Source organism: Paracoccus alcaliphilus, from assembly GCF_028553725.1.
GTDB lineage: Bacteria > Pseudomonadota > Alphaproteobacteria > Rhodobacterales > Rhodobacteraceae > Paracoccus > Paracoccus alcaliphilus.
This window is the reverse complement of record NZ_CP067124.1, coordinates 670,173-690,801: the sequence shown is the minus strand read 5'-3', so window position 1 is coordinate 690,801 and position 20,629 is coordinate 670,173. Positions and strand designations below refer to the sequence as shown.

The 20,629-nt window shown below is 62.8% G+C and carries 21 protein-coding genes; 10 read left to right on the top strand and 11 right to left on the bottom strand.

Features of this window, described 5'->3' with window-relative positions; translation table 11 throughout:
• The first annotated feature begins 100 nt into the window (after positions 1 to 100).
• Positions 101 to 1,474: a TldD/PmbA family protein gene (locus JHW40_RS03685; protein WP_090611144.1), complete on the top strand. Its 1,374-nt coding sequence runs from the start codon at positions 101 to 103 to the stop codon at positions 1,472 to 1,474.
• A complete protein-coding gene (locus JHW40_RS03680; RefSeq protein ID WP_090611145.1) occupies positions 1,461 to 2,243 on the top strand; it encodes an inositol monophosphatase family protein in 783 nt (260 codons plus the stop codon). The genes JHW40_RS03685 and JHW40_RS03680 overlap by 14 nt, the downstream gene beginning before the upstream one ends.
• Here JHW40_RS03680 and JHW40_RS03675 read toward each other — a convergent pair.
• The 7 genes from JHW40_RS03675 to JHW40_RS03645 all read right to left on the bottom strand — a co-directional run bounded on the left by JHW40_RS03675 (position 2,240) and on the right by JHW40_RS03645 (position 8,978).
• Complete coding sequence (locus tag JHW40_RS03675; protein ID WP_090611146.1) at positions 2,240 to 2,872, bottom strand: PqiC family protein; 633 nt, start codon at positions 2,870 to 2,872, stop codon at positions 2,240 to 2,242. The genes JHW40_RS03680 and JHW40_RS03675 overlap by 4 nt on opposite strands.
• A 3-nt stretch (positions 2,873 to 2,875) precedes the next feature.
• Positions 2,876 to 4,924, bottom strand: a complete 2,049-nt coding sequence (locus JHW40_RS03670; RefSeq protein ID WP_090611147.1) for a PqiB family protein — start codon at positions 4,922 to 4,924, stop codon at positions 2,876 to 2,878.
• Between the two features lie 60 nt (positions 4,925 to 4,984).
• Positions 4,985 to 5,647 carry a paraquat-inducible protein A gene (locus JHW40_RS03665; RefSeq protein ID WP_090611148.1) on the bottom strand — a complete coding sequence of 221 codons (663 nt, stop codon included), beginning with the start codon at positions 5,645 to 5,647 and terminating at the stop codon, positions 4,985 to 4,987.
• A complete protein-coding gene (locus tag JHW40_RS03660; protein WP_336390104.1) occupies positions 5,644 to 6,318 on the bottom strand; it encodes a paraquat-inducible protein A in 675 nt (224 codons plus the stop codon). The genes JHW40_RS03665 and JHW40_RS03660 overlap by 4 nt, the downstream gene beginning before the upstream one ends.
• Positions 6,319 to 6,406: 88 nt before the next feature.
• On the bottom strand, positions 6,407 to 8,200 hold the full coding sequence (locus JHW40_RS03655) for a sensor histidine kinase (protein WP_090611150.1): 1,794 nt from the start codon (positions 8,198 to 8,200) through the stop codon (positions 6,407 to 6,409).
• 24 nt (positions 8,201 to 8,224) lie between these two features.
• A complete protein-coding gene (locus JHW40_RS03650) occupies positions 8,225 to 8,824 on the bottom strand; it encodes an RNA polymerase sigma factor (protein ID WP_090611151.1) in 600 nt (199 codons plus the stop codon).
• Between the two features lie 4 nt (positions 8,825 to 8,828).
• Complete coding sequence (locus tag JHW40_RS03645) at positions 8,829 to 8,978, bottom strand: NepR family anti-sigma factor (RefSeq protein ID WP_090611152.1); 150 nt, start codon at positions 8,976 to 8,978, stop codon at positions 8,829 to 8,831.
• Between the two features lie 95 nt (positions 8,979 to 9,073).
• Here JHW40_RS03645 and JHW40_RS03640 point away from each other — a divergent pair, with 95 nt between their 5' ends.
• Positions 9,074 to 9,877 carry a response regulator gene (locus JHW40_RS03640; protein WP_090611153.1) on the top strand — a complete coding sequence of 268 codons (804 nt, stop codon included), beginning with the start codon at positions 9,074 to 9,076 and terminating at the stop codon, positions 9,875 to 9,877.
• On the opposite strand, the gene JHW40_RS03635 is transcribed toward JHW40_RS03640, so the two are convergent.
• From JHW40_RS03635 to JHW40_RS03620, 4 genes are read right to left on the bottom strand one after another with little or no spacing between them, the layout of a single operon-like run.
• Entirely contained in the window at positions 9,874 to 10,764 is an 891-nt protein-coding gene (locus JHW40_RS03635) for a YihY/virulence factor BrkB family protein (protein ID WP_090611154.1), read from the bottom strand. The two genes, JHW40_RS03640 and JHW40_RS03635, sit on opposite strands and share 4 nt — an antisense overlap.
• Positions 10,765 to 10,780: 16 nt before the next feature.
• A complete protein-coding gene (gene dnaQ, locus JHW40_RS03630; RefSeq protein WP_090611155.1) occupies positions 10,781 to 11,485 on the bottom strand; it encodes a DNA polymerase III subunit epsilon in 705 nt (234 codons plus the stop codon).
• On the bottom strand, positions 11,478 to 12,065 hold the full coding sequence (gene coaE / locus JHW40_RS03625; protein ID WP_090611156.1) for a dephospho-CoA kinase: 588 nt from the start codon (positions 12,063 to 12,065) through the stop codon (positions 11,478 to 11,480). The genes dnaQ and coaE overlap by 8 nt, the downstream gene beginning before the upstream one ends.
• A complete protein-coding gene (locus tag JHW40_RS03620) occupies positions 12,062 to 12,907 on the bottom strand; it encodes a shikimate dehydrogenase (protein WP_090611157.1) in 846 nt (281 codons plus the stop codon). The genes coaE and JHW40_RS03620 overlap by 4 nt, the downstream gene beginning before the upstream one ends.
• Positions 12,908 to 13,388: 481 nt before the next feature.
• On the opposite strand from JHW40_RS03620, the gene JHW40_RS03615 reads away from it, so the two are divergent.
• The 7 genes from JHW40_RS03615 (at position 13,389) to JHW40_RS03585 (ending at position 20,626) form a co-directional block, all read left to right on the top strand.
• Positions 13,389 to 13,835 (top strand): CopD family protein, encoded by a 447-nt coding sequence (locus tag JHW40_RS03615; RefSeq protein ID WP_090611158.1) that lies wholly within the window; start codon positions 13,389 to 13,391, stop codon positions 13,833 to 13,835.
• Between the two features lie 118 nt (positions 13,836 to 13,953).
• Complete coding sequence (gene rho / locus JHW40_RS03610; RefSeq protein ID WP_090611159.1) at positions 13,954 to 15,225, top strand: transcription termination factor Rho; 1,272 nt, start codon at positions 13,954 to 13,956, stop codon at positions 15,223 to 15,225.
• Between the two features lie 11 nt (positions 15,226 to 15,236).
• Positions 15,237 to 16,502 carry a tRNA uridine-5-carboxymethylaminomethyl(34) synthesis GTPase MnmE gene (gene mnmE / locus JHW40_RS03605; protein WP_090611160.1) on the top strand — a complete coding sequence of 422 codons (1,266 nt, stop codon included), beginning with the start codon at positions 15,237 to 15,239 and terminating at the stop codon, positions 16,500 to 16,502.
• Between the two features lie 12 nt (positions 16,503 to 16,514).
• Entirely contained in the window at positions 16,515 to 18,374 is a 1,860-nt protein-coding gene (mnmG, locus tag JHW40_RS03600) for a tRNA uridine-5-carboxymethylaminomethyl(34) synthesis enzyme MnmG (protein WP_090611161.1), read from the top strand.
• The gene (rsmG, locus tag JHW40_RS03595) at positions 18,371 to 18,961 is read left to right on the top strand and encodes a 16S rRNA (guanine(527)-N(7))-methyltransferase RsmG (protein WP_090611162.1); all 591 of its coding nucleotides are present in this window, start codon (positions 18,371 to 18,373) and stop codon (positions 18,959 to 18,961) included. The genes mnmG and rsmG overlap by 4 nt, the downstream gene beginning before the upstream one ends.
• A complete protein-coding gene (locus tag JHW40_RS03590) occupies positions 18,954 to 19,739 on the top strand; it encodes a ParA family protein (protein ID WP_090611163.1) in 786 nt (261 codons plus the stop codon). The genes rsmG and JHW40_RS03590 overlap by 8 nt, the downstream gene beginning before the upstream one ends.
• Positions 19,739 to 20,626, top strand: a complete 888-nt coding sequence (locus tag JHW40_RS03585) for a ParB/RepB/Spo0J family partition protein (protein WP_090611164.1) — start codon at positions 19,739 to 19,741, stop codon at positions 20,624 to 20,626. Before JHW40_RS03590 ends, JHW40_RS03585 begins: the two co-directional genes overlap by 1 nt.
• Positions 20,627 to 20,629 lie beyond the last annotated feature (3 nt).

The window sequence follows — 20,629 nt, the reverse complement described above, 5'->3', positions numbered from 1 at the left end:
CCTGCCGGAACGCGACGGGGCCGGGGGCTTTTCCCGGCCCTTTTCATTTGCGCCGGTCGTGGAACGCTCTACCATCGGCGCGAAGATCAGGGGATTGGCCATGTCGGGCAACGACACTCACGACAACGCAACCACGAAACTGCGCAATCTGGCCGAGGTGCTGCTGGATGCCGCGCGCCGGGCGGGGGCCGATCAGGCCGACGCGCTGGCGATCCGCGGCCATTCGATCAGCATCGACGTGCGCGGCGGTGCGCTGGAACATGCCGACAGCGCCGACGGGGCCGAGATCGGGCTGCGCGTGCTGGTGGGCGGTCGTCAGGCCTGCGTGTCGGGCAGCGATCACGATCAGGCCACCATCGACGCCATGGCCTCCCGCGCCGTCGCCATGGCGCGCGAGGCGCCGGTGGATGACATGCTGGGGCTGGCCGATCCCGACCAGTTGGGCCCGCGCCGCGATGCGCAGGGTTTGCAGATCGCCGACGACCTGCCCGACCCGACCCCGGCGGAATTGCAGGACCTGGCCCTGCGGACCGAGGCCGCGACCCTGTCGCAGCCCGGCATCTCTCAGGTCGAGGCCGCCAATGCCAGTTTCAGCCGCCGCCAGTTGTGGATCGCGGCCAGCAACGGGTTTTCCGGCGGGTATGAGCGCAGCACCCATGTGATTTCCGCCGTCGCCATCACCGGCGAGGGGCTGGGGATGGAGCGTGACTATGCCGCCGAATCCCGCGTCTGGGCCAGCGATCTGCCACAGCCCGAGGAAATCGGCCGGCTGGCCGCCGAACGCACGCTGGCCCGCGCCGGATCGCGCAAGCCGCCGACCGGGGCCTTTCCGATTCTGTTCGACCGCCGCGTGTCGGCCTCGTTGCTCGGGCATCTGCTGGGCGCGGTGAACGGCGCGGCGGTGGCGCGTGGCGCCAGCTGGCTGCGCGATGCGCTGGATCAGCCGGTGTTGCCCGCTGGCATGGACCTGATCGAAGACCCGCTGAAGCCGCGCTATCCGGCCTCGCGCCCCTTCGATGCCGAGGGGCTGGAAACCCGGTCCCGCGCCATCGTCCGCGACGGCATCCTGCAAGGCTGGACGCTGGATCTGGCGACCGGGCGCAAGCTGGGCATGGCCAGCACCGGATCGGCGGCGCGGGGGCTGACCTCTGCGCCCTCGCCGACCATCAGCAATATCGCCCTGACCTCTGGCCGCCAAAGCCGCGACGATCTGGTCGCGGATATGGGGCGCGGGCTGGTCGTGACCTCGATGCTGGGGGCCTCGATCAACGACACCACGGGCGATTATTCGCGCGGCGCGGCGGGGTTCTGGGTGGAAAACGGGCAGATCGCGTATCCGGTCAACGAATGCACCATCGCCGGCAATCTGCGCGACATGCTGATGACCCTGCGCGCCGCCAATGACGCGCTGCCCTGGCGCACGGCAGAGGTACCCAGCCTGCTGGTCGAGGGAATGACTGTTGCCGGCGCCTGAGGACGATCTGGCGCTGCTGGAACGCGCGGCCCGCGATGCCGGGCAGATCGCGCTGCGTTACTGGCGCAAGCATCCGAGGGCCTGGGACAAGGCCGATGACGCAGGCCCGGTGACCGAGGCCGATCTGGCCGTGAACGACGCGCTGCACGATCTGCTGATGGGCGCGCGGCCCGAATATGGCTGGCTGTCCGAGGAAAGCGAGGCCGACCCGTCGCGGCTGGATGCCGGGCATTGCTTCATCATCGACCCGATCGACGGCACCCGCGCCTTTATCGACGGGCAGGATCACTTTGCCCATTCGCTGGCCGTGGCCAAAGGCGACCGGATCGTGGCGGCGGCGGTTTACCTGCCGGTGCGCGATCTGTGCTATAGCGCCTTCGCGGATGGCCCGGCGCTGATGAACGGCCAGGCCATCGCGCCCAGCAAGGCCGATATCGACGGTGCGCGGGTGCTGACCTATCGCGCCGCGACCGATGCCACGCATTGGCGCGGCGGGGTGACGCCACCGTTCCAGCGCGATTTCCGGCCTTCTCTGGCGTGGCGGCTGTGCCTTGCCGGGCAGGGGCGTTTCGACGCGGCGCTGTCGCTGCGGGCGGTCTGGGAATGGGACATCGCCGCGGGCAGCCTGATTGCGGAACGCGCCGGGGCCAGCGTCACCGACCGGCGCGGCGCAAGGATGCGCTTCAACAGTCCGCGCGCGATGATCGACGGCCTGATCGTCGCCGGGCCGCATCTGCATGAACAGCTGCTTGGGGCGCTGGCGCCCTAGAACATCGCGAAAGGATCGTCGGCGGCGCGGTTGCGGGTGGCGATGGTGCTGCCGGGGCCGGACAGGGTCGCGATCTGCTGGGCCAGTTGCGAAATCGCCTGCGACATGGCCTGCGCGACGGCGGCGGGCTGATCCGACCCCAGCGGCACGGTAATGTCGAAACTGCGGGCATGATTGGCGCCGCCGGTGCCGAACCCCTCGTCCGATACGAAATAGCGCCCGCTGAGACGGAACGCCCCATCCGCCTGCGCCAGCGCCTTTTCCACCCGCACCTCCAGCCGTCGCTGCGGCGGCTCGGCCAGGGGCCAGGGTTCCCCGATCACCGTCGCGCCCGAGATGTTGGATATCTCTCGCGCCAGGGTTTCGGTAAAGGCGCGCTGCGGATTGTCGGCCCACAGGTTGTCCGGGTTCGAGCGCACGGCGCCATCCGCCGTCTGCCACGACACCTCTTGCCCCGAGGCGTATTCCGGCAGTGACACATCGCGCAATTCGACCGTGCCCAGACGGTTCGGGACCTGCGCACCGGTCGCGGGCGGGTCGATCAGAAAGCGGCTGGTCTTTTCGGGGTCGGAACAAGCCGACAGCACCAGCGCCGCAAGGCAAAGAGGGAGAAAACGGGCAAGAATCATGGTTTATCGTCCCAGAATGAAGGCGCGAGGGTTGCGTTCGATCATCCGGGCCAGCGAACCGAAAGCCTCGCTGGCGCGGCGCAACTCGCGCATCATGTTGATGGTCTCGGCATTGAAGGCCGAACGCTCGCCATAGCTGGCCAGAACCCCGTCTGCGCGGGCGGCAGTGGCTTGCAGACGCCGGATCAGGCCGGGCAGTTCCTGCACCGAGGCCGCGATCTCGTCGGCGGCGGTGCTGGCCGATTGCAGGGCGTTGTTCAGGCTGCCCGCCGCATTGCCGTCGCGCAGATCGTTCAGCAGACCGGATGCCGCCTGCAACGTATCGGACAAGTTGCGCGGCAATTGCTCGGCATCCTCGCTGCCCAGCATGGCGCGCAGATCGGTCAGGATGCCCTCGGCCTGCGTGCTGATGGCCAGAAAGTCGATCTGGTTGAAGGAATCGGCGGCGGCGTCGATATCCTCGACCATCTGGGGCACATCGGCGGCGGCCAGACGGACGGCCTCGGCGGCTTCGGCGGCCTCGTCGATCATGCGGGCCAGATTGGCGGCGGTCCCGGCCTCTCGCAGCTCGGTCGTCATGGCGCCGACATCGGCCACGGCCACGCGCGCATCATCCACGGTCTGGCTGATCTTGGCGGGCAGGCCCTGCGCCGCGGGCGATGCGGTCAGCGCGGTGATGCTGTTCATCATGTCGGTGGCGGCCTGCAACGCCTCTTCGATGGGCAGGCCACCGATCCGGTCCACAAAGCCACGCGCGGTGTCCGAGAAATCCTCGATATCGCCGGGCGCGGTGGGCATCAGCGGCAGATCATCCTCGCGCATGATGATTTCGGCGGGTTCGGCATCGGGGATCGTCACCATCTCGACCATCAGCCTTGCGCCGAAGAACCCGGCCGAGGCGACACGCGCCCGCACCCCGTCCTGCACCGCACGTTCCAGAAATTCCATCGCATCCTCGGGCGAAGATCCCTCGGGCAGGCCCATCCGTTCCGGCCAGATAGAGATGTTCACCCGCTGTTGCAGGGCAGGGCTTTCGGCCGCCTCATCGACAGCGACCGACAATTCGGTCACCTGCCCGACGCGCAGCCCCTGAAACTGCACATCCGCGCCGGTGGTCAGCCCGCGCACGGAATCGTCGATCAGCATGCTCAGCCGCAGGGGCTCGCCATCCTCGGGCGCGAAGATCGAGCTGCGCGCCGTCGCCTCATCGACGCGGACGGTGAATTCATGGCCGGGTTCGATGGCGGTGCCACCGCTGACGATGGTATCGAAGGCAACGCCACCCTGCAGAACCGAGGCCAGCGAGTTCACATTGAAGGACAGGCCCTGCGGCCCGAAGGACAGCGAAAAACCCGAGGTATCCCAGAACGCGGTCGCCGAGGTCAGCTTGTCGTCATGCGGCGCCTCGATGAAGGCATCGGCCAGCACGCGGTCGTCGGCATCCGAGATGCGGATATTCTCCATCCGGCCCACCTGCACGCCGCGATGCAGGATCGGCGCGCCTTCGGACAGCCCGTCGCCCGCCTCCATCGACAGGCGGATCCAGCTGCCCGGCACATCGCTGCGGATCAGCGGCGGGCGGTCCAACCCTATGAAATGACGCTGGGATTCGCTGGTATCGGCGTCCCAATACCCCTCGACAAAGGCCCCGGTCAGCACCGTATCCAGCCGCGTCACGCCCTGCGCGCTGACCTGAGGCCGCACGATCCAGAAGCTGGCATCCTCGTCGATGAACTGGGCGACATCGTTATCCACCCGCATTTCCACGACGACGCGCGACAGGTCCTGCGTGAAACGCACCGCTTCCACCCGGCCCACGGTGATCTCGCGAAAGCGCAGCGCGGTTTCGCCCGGCGTGATGCCGGTGGCGTCGGCAAATTCGACCTCGATCAGCACGCCACGGCCGGTATAGGCGTTCCAGGCGACGCCAAGCGTCACGATCAACGCAACGATCGGCACCAGCCAGATCAGGTTGGCCCCGGCCTGCGCGGCCCGCACGGCGGTCTTGCGCACCGGGCTTGCCGGTTTCAGCGGCTCTGGCGTGTCACTCATCTTCGTTCCGTCGTTCCTGCCCCTTGGGTTTTTCTTGCCGCCCGGTCATCCGCCGCGCCGTCATGTTTCGCGCCGCCGTCGCAAGGGCAGACCGCGCCAGATCAGCCGCGGATCAAAACTCTGCGCGGAAAGCATGGTGAAGGCAACCGACAGCGCGAACGAGACCGCTGCCGGGCCGGGATGGATCGAGGCGACAAAGCCCAGTTGCACCAGCGCCGACAGGATCGCGACGACGAAAACGTCGATCATCGACCAGCGGCCGATGAACTCGACCACCTCGTATATCTTCAACCGGGTATGGGCCTGATCGACGGTCGCCGGACGTCCCGCCGCCAGCGCCAGCCACGCAATGGACACGAACTTGCCCACGGGCACAATGACCGAGGCCACGAAGACGATCGCCGCGATGTCATAGCTGCCGTGCTTGATCAGGTCGATCACGCCTTCGATGATCGTCGCCTCGGCGCTGCCCATCAGCCCGGCGAAGGTCTCGGTCCGCATCATCGGGAACAGGTTGGCGGGGATATACATGATCAGCCCGGCAAACCACCACGCCCAGACCGCCTGCAATCCGCGCCGGTCGGGCGGCACCAGCCGGGAATGACAGCGGTCGCAACGCGCCTTTTCGACCGGCCAGACCCGGCCACAGCCGCGACAGCCGATCAGCCCCGCGCGATGGGCGGTCATTACCGGGGCGGCATGGTCGGTCTGCGGTGCGCTCATGCCTGCCCCTCGACCATTTCGCGGCCATCGGTGGGCAGGCCGCCATCCTCGATCGCGTCCCAGATCGTCGTCTGGCACATGAAGCCCCGCGCGGCCACGTTGACGAAGATCAGCGCGCAGAAGGCCCAGAAGGCCGGGCCAAGGCTGATGCTGGCCAGCCCCGCCACCTTGACCAGCGCGACCGAGGTGCCGATCACGAAGATCTCGGCCATCGACCATGGCCGCAATTGTTCGGACAGCCGGAAGGCCGCGGCGGCGTGGCGATAGGGCTGACGCCCCTGCGCCAGCGGCACCAGCGTATAGACCATGAGAAAGGCCCGCAGCACCGGCAGCCCGACGATCATCGCCAGAACCGCCAGAACCAGCGGCAACAGCACCCCGTCGGCGAATGCCAGCGCCACCCCGAACAACGAGGTCGCGTTTCCGAACCCCATGCGAGAGATTTCGAGGAAGGGGAAAAACACCGCCCCCACCATCAGCACCATCGAGGTGAAGGCCAGCGCGATCAGCTGTCCGAAGGCCCCCGCGCGCGGCTTGGCCAGAACCGAACCGCAGCGGACGCAGCGCGCGGTCTCGCCCGAGGTCAGCTCAAGCTCAACATGCAGGGCATCGCAGCGCGGACAGGCGATCAGCCCCGTGCCGGTCCTCAGATCATATTCGCCTTCCTGCATCATTCCCCGCAGAATATGACGCTTTCATCCACAGACAAGCGCCCGGTCCGCGATCTGTGGCCATCAGCGACATTCCTGCCGCAGCGTCTCAATGACTTGCGCCCTGTCGCGCGGCCGAGGTCAGCACCACCTGCCGGCTATCGTCTGGCTGCGTCGAGGCCACCTGTTCAACCGCGAAGGGCAGGCGCAACACGAAAGTATCGCCCTCGATCCCCGAAAATGAATCGCCCTCCAGCTGGGTCGAGAACGCCTCGATCAGCTGACTGCCAAGGCCGGTACCGTCCGGGTTTTCCTCTTTGGACCCCACCGAATTGACGATTTCCAGCACCGCCCGCCCCGGCTGCGGCGAACTGAGCGAAACCCGCACCCAGGGCTGATCCTCGCCCGGCGCGGTACCGGCATATTTCAGCGCGTTGGTAAAGGCCTCGGTCGCCAGCAGCGATAGCGGCACCGCCTGATCGGGCAGCAGGATCAGCGGTTGCAGTTTCGTGTCGATCCGCAGCGAATTGCCCGGTCCCACGGTGGCGTTGGTCATCTGGTTGATGATGTCGCCGATCAGCCGGTCGGCCTCGACCGCGTCCAGATGCTCGGCCTGATAGAGGTTGCGATAGATCGTCGCCAGCGCCGCCACCCGGTCCTGAACCGAGCGCAGCACCCGTTTGGCGTCGGGATCGTCGATCACCCGGCTTTGCATGTTGATGATCGAGGCGATCAGTTGCAGGTTGTTCTTGACCCGGTGGTGAACCTCTTTCAACAGCACGGTCTTTTCGGCGACGGCGGCCTCCATCGCGGCTTCGTCGCGGATCAGGATGCGCGCCATGTTGTGGAAGGTCTGGCTGACATCGGCAATCTCGCTTGGCGCGTTCTGAAGGACCGGGGGCGGGCTGGCACGGCTGCCGATGGCGAAACGGCGCATCTGGCCGCGCAATTCGCGGATATGGCGCAGCACAAGGCGAAAAACCGCGAAATAGGCGACGGCCAGCGACACCAGCCACAGCGCGATGGGCAGAAAGAAAGCGCCGAAATGCGATGCCTGAAAGGCCCCAAGGCCGACCATCCGCGGATTCCAGCTGCCGATGGCATAGACCAGACCCGGCACCACCGGCGCCACGGCAAAGACCTGCGCCTCGCCATTGTTCGATTTGCCGCGGAAGGTGGTTTCGGTCCGCGCCAGCAGGCTGGGCAGGGCGACATCCTTGGGCAGGAACGCGCCCACCTCCTCGCCGTCGCGCACATCCGAGGTCAGGATCCGGCCCCGGTGGTTGAAGGTGACGATCCGCGCCTCGTCCGAGCTTTGATAGATCGCATGGGTGGACCGCAGCAGTTCCTGCGTCAGCGAGATGGCGACAAAGCCCAGCATCTCGCGTTCACGATACAGCGGCTGGATCACCGAAATGACCGAGCGGTCGCTGACCCGCCCCCGGTCAACGGATGTAACCAGCGTGCCCGGCGCTTCGGAAAACGTGCGATAGCTGACGGAATCGCGCATATCCAGCAATTGCGGCCCGTCGCGGGACGAGGTGCAGTCCGACATTCCATCCGCACGCACGAAGACGGCGGCGGCATAGGTGGCGCTGCGCTCGATGAAGCTGCGCATCAGGTCGGAACAGGCCTGCGGATCGTCCATCACCTCCAGCACGGCGGGCCCCAGCGCATCGGCAGACCCCAGCGCGCTTTGCAACAGCGCCCGCTCGCCCGCTGCCGCCAGCGAGGTGCGGCCCAGGATCGCCATTTCATTGCTGCGTTCGGCCTGCTGCGACAGGCTGAGATTCTGGATCAGCGAGATCATCCCGATGGGCAGGATCGCCACCGACAGAAGCGCGCCCAGACGAAAGCCAAGGCCCTTGGTGAAGTCCAGCCGGTTGGCAAGCCTGCGCAGCATGGCAGCCCTTTCTGTCCGGGGATGTCAGCGCATGATCGTCTGGCTGGCCGACATGACGGCCAGCGTCGCCTGATCGGTCATGTCCAGATCGTCGGCGCCCGACAGGTCCAGCAGTTCGGCCAGTTTGCGGCGACCGCGATTAGCGCGTGATTTCACCGTGCCGACGGCAACCCCGGTCATCGCGGCGGCCTGTTCATAGGAAAAGCCGGACGCGCCCACCAAAATCAACGCCTCGCGCTGCTCATCGGGCAATTGCTCGAACGCGGCGCGGAAATCGCGCAACGCCAGACGTCCGTCATGGTCGGGCCGGGTCGCCTGTTTCGCGGCATGGATGCCGTCGGTGTCGGACACTTCACGCTTGGTCTTGCGCCGGGCCGAATAGAAGGTGTTGCGCAGGATCGTGAACAGCCAGGCGCGCAGATTGGTGCCCGCCTGAAACTTGTCCATATTGGTCCATGCCTTGACGATGGTGTCCTGCACCAGATCGTCGGCCGAGGCGCCCTCGCGCGTCAGCGACAGGGCGAATGCGCGCAGGGCGGGCAGGTGATCCACCAGTTGATCGCGGGGATGGCGTTCATCCGCAGCGGTGTTACCGTCGTCATTGCGCTTGGCAGCCGAAGTCATGCGGTCAGTCCTGCTGTTTCAGCTTGTCAAGCAATTGAAGAAAGCGATCCGGAATCTCGTCGCTGACGTCCTGCTCATAGACACGCCGCAGATTCTCGTCGATCTGTTTTTCTATTTCCGCCTTTCGACGATCATCCCGTTTGGTGGTGGTCATGCTTTTGTTAGTCCCGACAATCTTGTGCGCACCTGCACCAACCTGTAGGGGTTAACAATGGTTCCACGCAATATGCGAATTCCAAGGACTTGATCATGGCAACTGCCGACCTGGCCCAATCCATCGGGCGCGAGCTTCCCTTTCTGCGTCGTTATGCGCGTGCATTGACGGGCAGCCAAAGCGCAGGCGACAATTACGCGGCAGCCACATTGGAGGCGATCCTGTCGGACCGCTCGGTTCTGGGTGGCGAAGACGATACCCGCGTCGGCCTGTTCCGAACCTTCCACGCCATCTGGCAAAGTTCCGGCCAGCCGGTCGCGACCGACGACCAGACCGCCCGGGAAAGGCGCGCGCAGGATCACCTGCAGGCGCTGACCCCGAATTCGCGCGAGGCGCTGCTGCTGCGCACCATCGAAGAGCTGCGCTATGACCAGATCGCGCGGATCATGCAGGTCGAGCAGCCCGAGGCCGAAGAGCTGGTGCAGATCGCGCTGAACGAAATGGGCGCGGCCCTGTGCGGCAAGGTCATGGTGATCGAGGATGAAACCATCATCGCCATGGACCTGAAGGGCATCGTGCAGGCGATGGGCCATGACGTGACCGGCGTCGCGCGCACCCACAGCCAGGCCATCGATCTGGCCGGCAAGGCGCGTCCCGACCTGATCCTTGCCGATATCCAGCTGGCCGACGGTTCTTCCGGCATCGATGCGGTCAACGAATTGCTGGGCGATCTGGGCGAAATCCCGGTGATCTTCATCACCGCCTTCCCCGAACGGCTGCTGACCGGCGACCGGCCCGAACCGGCCTTCCTGATCTCGAAACCCTATACCGAGGAACAGGTCCGCTCGGCCGTGTCGCAGGCGATGTTCTTTGCCACGACCGAGGGGCTGGAGGCCTAGGCCTTTTCGGCCAGCCCGTCATCTGATCCCGCCTGCCGCGCCGCCCGCGCGGCGGCGATACGCTTGCGCCGGGCCAGTTCGACATTGACCAGCGCCCCCAGCAGCACCGAAAACCCGCCCATATAGAACCACATCAGCAGCGCCACGACCGCACCGATAGAGCCATAGATGCGGTTATAGCTGTTGAAACTGCTGAGATAGGCCGAAAACGCCACCGATCCCGCCGCCCACAGCAATGCGGCGAACAGTGATCCCCATGTAAAGATCGGCGTGCGCGGCGCCTTCACATTGGGGCCGTATCGGTAAAGGATGCCGATGCCCACGATCACCAGCGCGAACATTCCCGCCCAGGGCAGGCCGGTCAGAAGCCATGCCCGCACCGGTCCGATCACCATGAAATTCAGGATCACCGGCACCGCCACGATGGTCGCCAGCCCGGCCAGCGAAATGCCGACGATGGCCAGCGTCAGCACATAGGCAAGGATGAAGCCGAAGATCGTGGAATGCGCCCGCACCCCATGGGCCGCGTTCAGCCCCCGGATCAGCGCATCCACCCCGGCACGGGCGGCGATCGTCGCAATCATGAAGGAGACGAAGGACGCCCAGCCGATCGAGGTCCGCCCCGCCGAGGTCAGATCGGTGATCTGCCCGTCGATGATGTCCACCGCGCCCTCGGGCACGAATTCATGCGCCACCTCGACATAGGCCATGATCGCGTTGGGGTCGAACCACAGGCTCCACAGCGCAAGGATCGCGGCAAGGCCCGGAAAGACGGCGAACATGGCGTAAAAGGCCACCCCGGCGGCGATCAGCGTCATATGCGTCTTGTCCAGCCGGTCGAAGACCGAGGCCCAGAAGCTCCACAGGTCGCGCAGGTAATTCAGCATCCGATCTCCTTGCGGGTCAGGCGGAATATCGTGCCCAGACGGAGTTTTCACCCAGACGGGCGATGAATTCGGCATGTGCGGCGGCCTCGTCTTCGGTCAGGCGCGGCGGCAGGGGTGCAGGCCGGGCCTGACGCGGCGTGGCGCGGGTGTCGCGGCTTTCGCCCGTCCGCGCAGCTTGTCCGGGCCGGTCCAGCACCAGATCGGGCTGACGCCCGCCGATCAGCTCCAGATAGACCTCGGCCAGCAATTCGCTGTCCAGAAGCGCGCCGTGCAGTTCCCGGCCCGAGTTGTCCACGCCAAAGCGGCGGCACAGGGCATCCAGCGTGTTGGGCGAGCCGGGAAATTTCTCGCGCGCCATCGCCAGCGTGTCCAGCGCGCGGCTGAAGGGTAAGGTGGCATGGCCTGCGCGTTTCAGCTCGGCATTGAGGAATTTCATGTCAAAGCTGGCATTATGGATCACCAGCCGCGCATCATCGGCGATGAAATCAATGAAACCCTGCGCGATTTCCGCGAATTTCGGCTTGTCGCGCAGGAAATCGTCGCCCAGCCCGTGAACCTCGAACGCCTCTTGCGGCATCGGGCGCTCGGGGTTGATATAGACATGAAACGTCCGGCCCGTGGGCAGGTGGTTGATCAGTTCCAGCGCCCCGATCTCGACGATGCGGTCGTCCTTTTCAGCGTAAAAGCCGGTGGTTTCGGTATCCAGAACGATCTCACGCATGTGTTGTCACCTCTTTGCAGATCCGTTCGACGGCGGCCCGGGCGGTCGTCAGGCTGTCGGTTGGAATGATCCAGTCGGCGCGGGCACGCTTGTCGGCATCGGGAAGCTGCCGCGACAGGATCATCTCCAGCATTTCCGGCGTCATGCCGGGCCGGGCCAGCACACGTTCGCGCTGGGTGGCGGCGTCGGTCGAGACCACGGCGATTCCGTCCATATCCTGCGCGCCGCCCGCCTCGAACAACAGCGGAATGTCGAACACCACCAGCGGCCGGTCGCGGTGGCGGTCCAGAAATTGCGCCCGATCCGCGGCCACCAGCGGATGCACGATGGATTCCAGCCGCGACAACGCATCCGGATCGCCCGCCAGCGCACATTTCAGCGCCGCGCGGTCGATACCGCCATCCTTCAGCGCCGCTGGAAAAGCCTGCGAGACCGGCCCCACCGCCGCGCCATCTGCGGCGTAAAGGCGATGCACGGCCTCATCCGCGTCCCAGACCGGGTGACCCAGATCGCGGAACATGCGGGCAGTGGTGGATTTCCCCATCCCGATGCTGCCGGTCAGTCCCAGCCGGAATGTCATGCGAGGGCGGCCTGTCTGGTGTCCTCGTCAACCTCGGGGCGCTTGCCGAACCAGCGCTCGAAACCCGGCGCGGCTTGATGCAGCAGCATTCCCAGCCCATCGACGACCTGACAGCCACGCGCCTGCGCCTCGACCAGAAAGGGGGTCATCAGCGGGGTATAGACCAGATCGGTCACCAGCGCGTCACCTGACAGCGCGTCCAGCGGCACCCGCAGCGGCTGCTTGCCATCCATCCCCATCGCGGTGGCGTTGACCACGGTTGTCGCGCCCTCCAGCATATTGCCCGCCTGCGCCCAGTCATAGACCACGACCCGCGCGCCGAATTCGGATTTGATCTGCTCGGACCGGATTTTGGTGCGGTTGGTGATGCGCAATTCCGGCACGCCGCTGTCCAGCAGCGAGGCCACGACCGCCCGTGCAGCCCCTCCCGCGCCGATCACCGCAGCCGCACCGGCCGAGGGCTGCCATTGCGGCGCATGCTGGCGCAGATTGGCGATGAAGCCATATCCGTCGGTATTGTCGGCATGAATCTTGCCGTCTGGCCGGAAGATCAACGTATTTGCCGCGCCGATCAGCGCCGCCCGGTCGGTCACCACATCGGCCAGCGTCAGCGCGGCTTCTTTATGCGGGATGGTCACGTTCAGCCCGACAAAGCCCATCCGGGGCAGGGCGCGCAGAACCTCGGCCAGATGATCCGGCATCACCGGGATGGGGATGTAATGCCCGGCGATGCCATAACGCTGCAACCAGAACCCATGCACCTTTGGCGAACGGCTGTGTGCGATGGGCATACCGATGACCCCGGCCAGCGGGATCGAGGGGTGAGGCGTCGTATCGGACATGGCGCTGCTTGTTTCTGCTGATTTCCCGTCAGGGCAGATTAGGCCGCGATGTCCGCCGAGGAAAGCCATCTGGCGGCTTTTATGTGTCTTTCGGGCAAACTGTGGATAACCCGGTGGAGGATCGCTGAACGAATCCGTGGGTAACTGGCGTCCGCCGCGAAACCCTCGAAGATGACGCCAGAACGAAGCGTCAACAGATGCCGGTCATCCACAGGTGCACAACCCGGCGCGCTGCTTGAACAAAAATGTGGATAAGCTGTCGTCGTGGCAACTTTCCACATAGTTATCCACAATACAACACATTGAATATAAATGTTAAAAATTCTTACTTGTGAGGTTATTCAGGGTTTATCCACAACACCACGAACTAGGGATCGAATGGTGAAAATCATGGTAATCCCGTTCTCCACAGCCCCTACATCTACAACATTCCTTTTCCTCTATCTTTATTTTAGAAGCCTTTCGGTCAGGAGAATTTGCGATGCAGGACCTGTTGGTCACGATCTATCCCTATGCGAAGGCGTTTCACGTCATGGCGGTGCTGTCATGGATCGCGGGGCTGTTCTATCTGCCGCGTTTGTACGTCTATCACGCCGAACGGGGGCAATCAGGGACCGAGCCTGCGGCCAGTCTGACGATCATGGAGCACAAATTGCTGCGCTTCATCATGCGCCCGGCGATGATCGCCACCTGGATCAGTGGTCTGGCGCTGGTGATGACACCCGGAATCGTCGATTGGTCGATGATCTGGCCCTGGATCAAGGCCATCTGCGTTCTGGGGATGAGCGCGTTTCACGGCTGGTGTTCGGTCCAGCGCCGCGAACTGGCGGCGGGCAGGGCGCTGAGCGGACGAACCTATCGGATGATGAACGAGGTTCCGACGCTGCTGATGATCGGCATTGTTCTGGCGGTGATCGTCAAATTCTGACTCAAAGATTGACTCGCGGGGATTTCGTCTCTATCTGAACCGCCAAACCGGCCGTCCGGCACGGGATTCTCCACGACATGACATATGCGACCGCATCTGGCGGCCAATCGGTGATGAAATGAGCGAAGAGCGCCTTAACCTGTCCGACCTCAAGGCGAAAAGCCCGGCCGACCTGCTGTCGATGGCCGAGGAATGGGAAATAGAGAACGCTTCGACCATGCGTAAGGGCGAGATGATGTTCTCGCTGCTCAAGGAACATGCGGAAGACGGTTGGGACATCGGCGGCGATGGCGTGCTGGAGGTGGTGCAGGACGGTTTCGGCTTTCTGCGCTCGACCGAGGCGAACTATCTGCCCGGTCCCGACGACATCTATGTCAGCCCCGACATGATCCGCCAGCACAGCCTGCGCACCGGCGACACGGTCGAAGGCGTGATCCGCGCCCCGGGCGAGAATGAGCGTTATTTCGCGCTGACCAAGGTCGAAAAGATCAACTTTGAAAGCCCCGAAAAGGCCCGCCACAAAGTTGCCTTCGACAACCTGACGCCGCTTTACCCCGATGAGCGGCTGAACATGGAAATCCCGGACCCGACGATCAAGGACCGTTCGGCGCGCATCATTGATCTGGTGGCGCCCATCGGCAAGGGTCAGCGGTCGCTGATCGTGGCGCCGCCGCGCACCGGCAAGACGGTGCTGCTGCAGAATATTGCCCATTCGATCGAGAAAAATCACCCGGAATGCTATCTGATCGTACTGCTGATCGACGAACGCCCCGAAGAGGTGACCGACATGCAGCGCAGCGTTCGCGGCGAGGTTGTCTCCTCGACCTTCGACGAACCTGCCAGCCGTCACGTCGCGGTCAGCGAAATGGTGATCGAAAAGGCCAAGCGTCTGGTTGAACATAAACGAGATGTGGTGATCTTGTTGGACTCGATCACAAGACTTGGTAGGGCATTCAATACCGTGGTGCCCAGCTCGGGCAAGGTTCTGACCGGCGGTGTCGATGCGAATGCCCTGCAGCGGCCCAAGCGTTTCTTCGGTGCGGCGCGGAATATCGAAGAGGGCGGCTCGCTGACGATCATTGCGACGGCGCTGATCGATACCGGCTCGCGCATGGACGAAGTGATCTTCGAGGAGTTCAAGGGCACCGGCAACAGCGAGATCGTGCTGGATCGGAAGGTGGCTGACAAACGCGTCTTCCCGGCGATGGATATCCTGAAATCCGGTACGCGGAAGGAAGAATTGCTGGTCGATAGCAAGGATCTGCAAAAAACCTATCTGCTGCGGCGTATCCTGAACCCGATGGGGACGACGGATGCGGTCGAATTCCTGATCTCGAAACTGAAGCAAACGAAATCGAACGCGGAATTCTTCGATTCTATGAACGCCTAGACGGGGCTGAAATGGATCTGATCTTTGCCGAAGCCTCCCCGCCTGGTCGGGGAGGCGTTTCTGTTATCAGGCTCAGCGGTGCCGGGGCCCGCGCGATGCTGGAACGGTTCGCGGGTCGGGTGCCTGAACCACGCAAGGCGGTGCTGCGTCTGATCCGGGATGGCGACGAACAACTGGATCAGGCTCTGGTGATCTGGTTCGAAGCCGGAAGCAGCTTTACCGGTGAGGAAGTCGCGGAATTGCAGTTGCATGGTGCGCCGGTTGTCGTCCGGCGCGTTTCCGCGGCGTTGCAAGCCGCCGGTTGCCGGCAGGCCGAGGCAGGAGAGTTCACACGCCGCGCCTATGTGAACGGAAGGATGGATCTTGCGGCCGTTGAAGGACTGGGCGATCTGCTGGAGGCTGAAACCGAAGCACAACGCAAGCTGGCGCTGCAAAATGCCAGCGGTGGGCTGAGCCGGAAGGTCGAGACGTGGCGACAGATGCTGATCCGGGCGGGCGCTCTGATCGAAGTCAGCGTCGATTTCGCCGATGAAGATGTGCCAGATGATGTACCGAACGAGGTTTTTCATATCTTGCACCAGTTGCGCAGTGAGTTCAGCGGCGAGATAGATGGCTTTCACGCGGCAGAGCGTTTGCGCAAAGGGTTTGAGGTGGCGGTCATAGGCCCCCCCAACGCCGGAAAATCAAGCCTGATCAACCGGATCGCGCAGCGCGAGGTTGCCTTGGTGTCCGACATTTCCGGAACAACGCGTGACATCATCGAGTTGCGGATTGATCTGAAGGGTTTGGCGGTCACGCTTCTGGACACGGCAGGTCTGCGAGAATCGAACGACCAGATCGAGGCGATGGGCGTTGATCGGGCCAGAAACCGGGCGTTGACGGCCGATCTTCGTCTGCATTTGTCTTCAACGGGGCAGGTGGATGATTCGCTGTGGTCTGACGGCGATATTGCGGTGACAACGAAGGCGGATCTTGCGGCGCAGAACACAGGCATGGCGATATCTTCGGTGACGGGGGCCGGGATCAATCAGCTGCTGGATGAACTTTATGAACGGTTGTCCCTTCGCGTTTCCGGGGCAGGGCTTGTCAGTCGGCAGCGACAGCTAAGCGCGATTCGCGACGCCCGGGATACCTTGCAACAGGTTGATGATTTGCCACCCGAGATTCTTGCGGAATTAATTCGGCAAACGGCTGTTTCTCTGGACAGACTACTTGGCAGAATCGGCGCGGAAGAGTATCTGGACGTGATCTTTAGCTCTTTTTGCATTGGAAAGTGAGGAGTGTTTCACGTGAAACATTTCGACGTGATAGTCATTGGCGGCGGACACGCGGGCATCGAGGCTGCGGCTGCAGCCGCGCGTATGGGCGCCAGAACGGCGCTGATCACCATGCAAGAGAGCGATATCGGCACTTTATCCTGTAATCCAGCGATTGGCGGGTTGGGCAAGGGGCATCTGGTTCGCGAAATCGACGCTCTTGATGGTGTCATGGGACGGGTTGCCGATTGGGCGGGGATCCAGTTTCGCTTGCTGAATCGCCGGAAAGGCCCGGCTGTGCAGGGTCCAAGAGCGCAGATGGATCGCGCCCGGTATCGTGTGGCTGCTCGACGCTATCTTTCAACTGTACCAAATCTTGAAATGATATTTGCGGAGGTCGCAGCATTTAGTGGCAGGGACAATCATGTTTCAGGTGTGACTCTGGCAGATGGCAGCGAAATCCTTGCGACTTCCGTAGTCCTGACCACGGGCACGTTCCTGAATGGCGTCATCCATATCGGAGATGTGTCGCGGCAAGCGGGCAGATGGGGGAACGCGGCTTCGGTTTCCCTCGCGGATTCCCTGAATCGGTTTAGCCTGCCGTTAGGTCGGCTGAAAACAGGTACGCCGCCGCGTATCGATGGGCGCAGTATCGCCTGGGATCGGTTGGAGATGCAAGAGGGCGACCAGGAACCAACGTTGTTTTCATATCTGAATGATACCGTGGTGGCGCGCCAGATTTCTTGCGGAATCACCCATACAAACGCCGTAACACATGAAATAATAAGAGAAAATTTGCACCGTTCCGCGATGTACGGGGGCGCCATATCGGGTCGTGGCCCACGCTATTGCCCGTCAATTGAGGATAAGGTCGTCCGTTTCGCTGAGAAGGAATCGCATCAGATTTTTCTGGAACCGGAAGGATTGGACGATACAACTGTTTACCCGAACGGGATTTCGACTTCGCTTCCGGCCGATGTGCAACTGGACTATGTCCGCTCGATTGTCGGACTGGAAAGGGCGGAGATCACCCAACCGGGCTATGCGGTTGAATATGATTACGTAGATCCACGCGCGCTTGATGCTGATCTTTCCGTCAAAACGGTCAAAGGGTTGTTTCTGGCGGGGCAGATCAACGGCACAACCGGTTATGAAGAGGCGGGTGCCCAAGGATTGCTGGCCGGAATTAACGCGGCTTTGGCCGCGACTGGTCGCGATACCTGCCGTTTCAGCCGCGCGGACAGCTATATTGGCGTTATGATCGATGATCTGACCACCAGAGGCGTGACGGAACCTTACCGGATGTTTACCTCTCGCGCCGAGTTTCGGCTGATGATCCGTGCGGATAACGCCGATCAGCGGTTGACGCAAAAGGGTATTGATCTGGGCTGTGTTGGCGCCGAAAGGGCAGCGCAGTTCAACGATAAAATGGATCGCTATAGTTCCGCACGTGTTTTGACGGAGGAAACTTCGTTTACGCCGTCTCAGCTTCAATCTCTGGGTGTTGCGGTGCGGCAGGATGGTCAGCGTAGGTCGATATTCTCTCTTCTCGGTAGCCAGGTGATCGATCAGGAAACTGCCAGTTCTTTGGCCCCGGAATTGGCTGATTTTGACCCGAGAACGCTGCGCCAGATTGAGATTGACGCGCTTTACGATCAATATGCGGATCGCCAGCGGCGCGATGTGGCGCTGCTGAAAGCTGATGAAGATGTCGCTTTGCCCCGTGATTTTGACTATTCGGCGGTTCCGGGCTTGTCTTCCGAGCTGCGCCTTAAGTTGAATAAGGCGAAACCCACCTCTCTGGCCGCCGCATCGAAACTGGAAGGGATGACGCCTGCGGCGCTCACACTGTTGTTGGTCATCGCGCGAGACGGAAAGCGGTACAGCGCATGAATGTTTCACGTGAAACAGAGGCGCGCCTGGAACAGTACGAGGATCTTCTGAGACACTGGAACAGCAGGATCAATCTCATTGCTCCCTCGACAGTGTCCGATATTCGACAACGTCATATCGAGGATTGTCTGCAACTGGCCCGGATCTGCCCTGCCAGCAAAGGGACATGGCTGGATATCGGCAGCGGTGGTGGACTTCCCGGCCTGATTCTGGCGATTGCCAAGGCTGACAGTGATCTGAAATTCACCCTGATCGAGAGCGATCAGCGCAAGGCGACATTTTTGCGAACTGTGGTTCGGGAACTGGCTTTGACCAACTGCCGGGTGATTGCGAAGCGGATTGAAGGCGTGGAACCGCTTAATACTGATTATATCAGCGCGCGGGCCCTTGCTCCGTTGCCACGGCTCATGGCATATCTGGATCATCATCTCTCAAAAGACGGGCAGGCGTGGCTTATGAAGGGGCAGCAGTGGCAAACCGAAATAGAGGACGCGCGCGCAGACTGGACCTTCACTTGTGAGGCGTTTCCCAGTGAGACTCAGCAGGGTGCGGCAATTCTGAAAATCAGCGGGCTTTCCCATGGATGATCTGCATATAGTGGCCATCGCCAACCAGAAGGGCGGGGTTGGTAAGACGACAACGGCCATCAACCTTGGGGCTGCGCTGGCACAGGCAGGGCATGACACGATCCTGATTGATCTGGATGCGCAGGGGAATGCCTCGACCGGGTTGGGGATCGATGCCGAGCGGCGCAAGAAAACCACCTTCGATCTGCTTGTCGGCGATGAAACGATCGAGGATGTGGTTCAGGATACCGCAATCCGCAATCTGCGGATTGTGCCTGCCACTTCGGATCTGTCCTCGGCCGAGATCGAACTGTCTCAGACTGCGGACCGGGTTCGGGTGCTTAGCAAGAAGCTGAAACAGGTGCCGCGGGGGACGATTGTTCTCATCGACTGCCCGCCGGCTCTGGGGCTGCTGACCGTCAACGCGATGGTGGCCGCCGACAGCGTTCTGGTGCCTTTGCAGACCGAGTTTCTGGCGCTGGAGGGGCTGTCTCAACTGCTGACCACGGTGCGGCAGGTGCGGCAATCGGCCAATCGCGAATTGCGGATCAATGGTGTGTTGCTGACCATGGCCGACAGCCGGACCACCCTGTCCCAACAGGTCGAGGCTGACGCACGCGCAACATTGGGTGATTTGGTCTATCCTACTGTAATTCCACGAAATGTTCGCGTTTCCGAGGCGCCGTCGCATGCTCAGCCGGTTCTGAACTATGATCCGATGTCCAAGGGCAGCACCGCATATCGGAATTTCGCGGCCGAATTCGCCGCAAGACTGAAATTGATCCCGGAGGCCGCGTGATGTCGGACAATAAAATCGCTAAACGGGGTCTGGGTCGGGGCCTTTCGGCGCTGATGGCGGATGTCGATCTGAACAGCCCGGCGCCGACCGCGCGTGACCGGACCATGATCCCGATCGAGCAGATCACCGCCAACCCGGATCAGCCGCGCCGCAGCTTTAACCCCGAGGCGTTGCAGGAACTGGCGGCCTCGTTGAAGAATCGCGGGGTGCTTCAGCCGCTGATCGTTCGTCCGCATCCGCGCGATGACGGGCTGTATCAGATCGTCGCCGGAGAGCGTCGCTGGCGCGCGGCGCAGATGGCGCAACTGCACGAACTGCCGGTCATCATCCGCGATCTGGATGATACCGAGGTTCTGGAAGTCGCCATCATCGAGAACATCCAGCGCGCTGACCTGAACGCGATGGAAGAGGCAGCCTCGTTCCGTCAGTTGATGGATCGCTTCGGTCATACGCAGGAGCGGCTGGCCGAGGCGCTGAACAAAAGCCGCAGCCATATTGCCAACCTTCTGCGTTTGCTGACCCTGCCGGACCAGATTCAGGACTGGGTCAAGGAAGGCAAATTGACCTCGGGTCACGCACGAGCACTGATAACGGCGCCGAACCCGGTTCAGCTGGCGCAGCGGGTGATCGAGAAGGGCATGTCGGTTCGTGAAACCGAAGAAATGGTGCGCAAACTGGCGCAGCAACAGCCGGGCGCCCCGAAACCCGGCCGGCGCAGGTCCGAGAAGGACGCAGATACCATCGCGCTGGAATCCGATCTGTCGGCGCATCTGCGGATGAAGGTCGATATCGATCACGCTGGCGAGAAGGGCGGGCGTTTGACCATCGCCTATAAGGATCTGGATCAGCTTGACCGGATCTGTCAGATTCTGGGTGGTGATCGCTAGGGT

What these genes read in the sequence shown, in the direction of transcription:
- JHW40_RS03645 (WP_090611152.1), bottom strand. Translation starts at nt 8,978, where the DNA reads ATGACCACCACCAAACGGGATGATCGTCGAAAGGCGGAAATAGAAAAA.
- JHW40_RS03590 (WP_090611163.1), top strand. Translation starts at nt 18,954, where the DNA reads ATGGATGATCTGCATATAGTGGCCATCGCCAACCAGAAGGGCGGGGTT.
- JHW40_RS03585 (WP_090611164.1), top strand. Translation starts at nt 19,739, where the DNA reads ATGTCGGACAATAAAATCGCTAAACGGGGTCTGGGTCGGGGCCTTTCG.
- JHW40_RS03685 (WP_090611144.1), top strand. Translation starts at nt 101, where the DNA reads ATGTCGGGCAACGACACTCACGACAACGCAACCACGAAACTGCGCAAT.
- mnmE (WP_090611160.1), top strand. Translation starts at nt 15,237, where the DNA reads ATGGATCTGATCTTTGCCGAAGCCTCCCCGCCTGGTCGGGGAGGCGTT.
- JHW40_RS03615 (WP_090611158.1), top strand. Translation starts at nt 13,389, where the DNA reads ATGCAGGACCTGTTGGTCACGATCTATCCCTATGCGAAGGCGTTTCAC.
- rsmG (WP_090611162.1), top strand. Translation starts at nt 18,371, where the DNA reads ATGAATGTTTCACGTGAAACAGAGGCGCGCCTGGAACAGTACGAGGAT.
- rho (WP_090611159.1), top strand. Translation starts at nt 13,954, where the DNA reads ATGAGCGAAGAGCGCCTTAACCTGTCCGACCTCAAGGCGAAAAGCCCG.
- JHW40_RS03620 (WP_090611157.1), bottom strand. Translation starts at nt 12,907, where the DNA reads ATGTCCGATACGACGCCTCACCCCTCGATCCCGCTGGCCGGGGTCATC.
- JHW40_RS03665 (WP_090611148.1), bottom strand. Translation starts at nt 5,647, where the DNA reads ATGAGCGCACCGCAGACCGACCATGCCGCCCCGGTAATGACCGCCCAT.
- JHW40_RS03640 (WP_090611153.1), top strand. Translation starts at nt 9,074, where the DNA reads ATGGCAACTGCCGACCTGGCCCAATCCATCGGGCGCGAGCTTCCCTTT.
- JHW40_RS03655 (WP_090611150.1), bottom strand. Translation starts at nt 8,200, where the DNA reads ATGCTGCGCAGGCTTGCCAACCGGCTGGACTTCACCAAGGGCCTTGGC.
- JHW40_RS03635 (WP_090611154.1), bottom strand. Translation starts at nt 10,764, where the DNA reads ATGCTGAATTACCTGCGCGACCTGTGGAGCTTCTGGGCCTCGGTCTTC.
- JHW40_RS03650 (WP_090611151.1), bottom strand. Translation starts at nt 8,824, where the DNA reads ATGACTTCGGCTGCCAAGCGCAATGACGACGGTAACACCGCTGCGGAT.
- coaE (WP_090611156.1), bottom strand. Translation starts at nt 12,065, where the DNA reads ATGACATTCCGGCTGGGACTGACCGGCAGCATCGGGATGGGGAAATCC.
- JHW40_RS03670 (WP_090611147.1), bottom strand. Translation starts at nt 4,924, where the DNA reads ATGAGTGACACGCCAGAGCCGCTGAAACCGGCAAGCCCGGTGCGCAAG.
- dnaQ (WP_090611155.1), bottom strand. Translation starts at nt 11,485, where the DNA reads ATGCGTGAGATCGTTCTGGATACCGAAACCACCGGCTTTTACGCTGAA.
- JHW40_RS03660 (WP_336390104.1), bottom strand. Translation starts at nt 6,318, where the DNA reads ATGCAGGAAGGCGAATATGATCTGAGGACCGGCACGGGGCTGATCGCC.
- JHW40_RS03675 (WP_090611146.1), bottom strand. Translation starts at nt 2,872, where the DNA reads ATGATTCTTGCCCGTTTTCTCCCTCTTTGCCTTGCGGCGCTGGTGCTG.